Genomic DNA, 3243 nt, shown 5'->3' with positions numbered 1-3243 from the left:
GGCGAGGGACGGCCCTGGTTTGTCGCCGCCCCACGGGCCGGACCGCTCGGCGACGGCCTGGCCCTGCTCACGGCGGCCGGCGGCGTCGGCGCGGTAGGCGGCGGCCCCGGCCCGGTAGGCCGCGACGGCGCCGCCGGGACGCAGCCCACGCCCGCCGGACGGGCCGTCGTCGTCGGGGGTGTCGGCGCCCGGTCGCCTCGCGGGCGGCACGGCGGGGCGGGGCTCGGGCGGCAACGGGTCCGGTGACCCCGCTCCCGGCGCCATCGGGCCCTCGGTGGGCAGCGGATCGTAGCCGCTCAGCGCCTCCTCGGCGGCGCCCGAAGCCAGCCCGGTCAGCAGTGCGCGGCCGTCCTCGCAGATCAGCACGGTGCGCGGGGTGATGTTGCGGTGCGTCCAGCCGAAGGTGTGGACGGCGCTCAGCGCGGCCAGCAGGTCGGCGGCGATCTCCGCCGCGCGGTGCGGGCTCAGCGGCTGCTCGGCGAGTACCGCCGCCAGCGGTCTGGCGACGACGAGTTCGCTCACGATCCACAGCCCGTCGTCCTCGACGAAGACGTCGAAGACCTGGTCCAGCCGCGGGTGGTCGGGGATGCGGGCCGCGGCCAGCGCGGCCTCCACGGCACGCCGGACGACGGGGTCGTCGGGGCGGCGGGTGGCCCGGCCGAACGCCGCCCTCGCACCCCGCGCGTCGACCAGCTCGGCGTCCAGCACCTCGGGCAACGGCACCTGGCGGACGAGGACTTCCTGGCCGCTGGCGGTGTCGTACGCGCGCGACTCGCGCAGCTCGTACTCCTCGGCGGGCGGCAGCGGCAGACGGTAGCGGTCGGCGAGCAGCCGTCCGGCGTATTCGTCCACGGCGCCTCCCCACAGCGTGCGTATCCGTCAGTTCCCGCCCCGCGCGGGGCGGATCGCGCGCAGATGCCTGCGGCCTACTCTCCTCACGATACGTGTACTTCGGGCCACACGAAGGCGGTACGCGGACTCGTTACGGGCGCGGTACGCGGCGTCGGTGCGGTCTCGGCCCCCGGTGTGCGCGGGCGGACGCGCCGCTGTGCCGGGCGCGTGCGCGGGGGTCGCGGCGAGGGGAGCGCGCCGCGGGCCCGGGCGCGCGCCAACGAACCAAGGGCGCCCGTCAGTCCAGTCGCGGCTCGAACGTGCGGAAGGCGGTCTCCCGCAGCGTGGTGCACTCCTCGCCGTCCCACTCCGACGCCTTGCAGGTGACGACGATGGCGTAGCCGTGCCGGTCGTCCACCTTGAAGCCCCGGTTCAGCACCCGCACCCGCTCGCCGTGCTCCCGGCGCTCGAAGTGCCAGTCGGAGACGGTCGGGTAGTCACGCCACTCGACGGACTCCATGTCGATCTTGCGGTAGTCGGTGCTGGCCGCGGCGACCGCGGCCTCCAGGAGCTGCCAGGCGCGCAGCGCGCTGCCGGTGGGGCTGTTGGTGAAGTCCACCTGCACCTTGGGCACGACGCCGCGCCGCTCCGCGTACTCGCCACCGGAGTTGCGGCCCTTGATGTTGACCCGGGACCAGTCCTCGGGCATCGCCATGGCGAACCGGAAGCGGTCGTCGGTCCGCACGGCGTAGCCCTCGGGTAGTCCGTCGCCCTCCTGAGCGGCCTCGCCCTCGGCCTCGTCGCCCTCGCGGCCGCCGGTGGGGGCCGTGGCGTCGCCGCCGGTGGCGCCCGTCTCGCCGCCGGGGCCCCTGGCGTCGGTGTCGTCCGGCTTGTCCTTCTCGTCGGGGTCCTCGCGTTCCTCGCCTGCCGTGCCGCTGGAGGCGGAGGTGCCCTCGCCCTGGCCGCGGGAACCGGAGTCGCCGTCACCGCCGTTCAGCGCGAAGGCGAGTACCGCGCCGAGCAGTCCGAGGATGACGGCCGCGACGACCGCCACGACCAGCCCGATCGGGCGGCGGCGCTCGCCGGTGCCGGCGGCGCGGGCCGGCAGCAGGCTGCGCAGGTCCCTCGGCGGAGCGCTGGGCAGGGACTTGACAAGCGAGGTGCGTGGGCCGGGGACGGCCTCCGGCTGCTCGCCGCCGTCCCGTGCCTCGCGCCGGGCCGGCTTCTCGTCGGGCGACTTCAGCGGGAGCAGCACGGTCGCGGTCGACGACGGGTTCTCCTCCGGCAGTTGGCGTTCGGAGTCCTCCGGGCCGTCCAGCACGGACTGGAGCAGCGCGCGGGCGCCGGGCTCGTCCAGCCGCTTCTCCGGGTCCTTCAGCAGCAGGCCGTAGATGACCTCCTCGAGCTCGCCGGCGTTCTGCGGCGGCTCCAGCGGGTCGGTCATCACGGCGGTGAGGGTGGCGATGGCCGAGCCCTTGTCGTAGGGCGGGTGTCCCTCGACGGCCGCGTAGAGCAGGCCGCCCAGCGACCACATGTCGGCGGGCGGGCCGGGGCGTCCGCCGCGGGCCCGCTCGGGCGAGATGTAGGAGGGCGCGCCGACGAGCATGCCGGTGCTGGTGACGGACGGGTCGCCCTCCACCTTGGCGATGCCGAAGTCGGTGAGGACGACCCGGCCGCTGTCCTCCTCGATGAGCACGTTGGACGGCTTCACGTCGCGGTGCACGATGCCCTCGCGGTGCGCGGCGCGCAGCACGCCCAGGATCGCCAGGCCCACCTCGGCGGCGCGACGCGGCGTCAGCGGGCCGTCCTGCTTGATGACGTCGGCGAGCGAGCGGCCCTCCACCAGTTCCATGACGATCCAAGGGCGGCTGTCCTCGTCGACGACGTCGAAGACGGTGATGGCGCTGCCGTTGCGGATGCGGGCGATGGCCTTCGCCTCGCGCAGGGTGCGGGTGATGAGGCGGCGCTTCTCCTCCTCGTCGATGTCGGAGGGGAAACGGAGTTCCTTCACCGCGACCGTGCGGCCGAGGACTTCGTCGCGCGCCCGCCAGACCGTGCCCATGCCGCCCCGGCCGAGCACCCCTCCGAGGCGGTAGCGTCCGCCCAGCAGCCGCCCGGTCTCCTTGCCCTTGGCAGCGCCTTCGGCGTTCTCGCCCATGCTTCCCCTCGCGTCAGCCCGCCCCAGCAGTGGCACCTATTGTCACCCATCCACGGGGGCGCCCGGCTACAGGGCCGCCGCAACAACAGGTCCGGACCGGCGCCCGTCGGCAACCCTGCCGGGGTCCTCTGCAACTGACCTGCGGGTGTGTCCAGTTACCGGCCGGAAGGGTTCGCGCGGGCCGTCGCGGAGGCGGGCCGGGCCGGCTGTCGCGGGAGTGGTGCGGAGCGGGACGCGCGGGGTGGGCGCGCGGG

The 3243-nt window shown here is 75.2% G+C and carries 2 protein-coding genes; both read right to left on the bottom strand.

What is annotated here, in order from left to right:
- Positions 1 to 852, bottom strand: an 852-nt coding sequence (locus tag FNX44_RS25295; RefSeq protein ID WP_500274213.1) for a protein kinase family protein, incomplete at its 3' end; no start/stop codon positions are given.
- Positions 853 to 1129: 277 nt separating this feature from the next.
- A complete protein-coding gene (locus tag FNX44_RS25290; protein WP_143651313.1) occupies positions 1130 to 2989 on the bottom strand; it encodes a serine/threonine-protein kinase in 1860 nt (619 codons plus the stop codon).
- Between the last annotated feature and the right edge of the window lie 254 nt (positions 2990 to 3243).

It is taken from the genome of Streptomyces alkaliterrae (genome assembly GCF_007097205.2).
GTDB lineage: Bacteria > Actinomycetota > Actinomycetes > Streptomycetales > Streptomycetaceae > Streptomyces > Streptomyces alkaliterrae.
The sequence above is the reverse complement of the archived record's forward strand: the minus strand, read 5'-3'. Positions and strand labels throughout refer to the sequence as shown.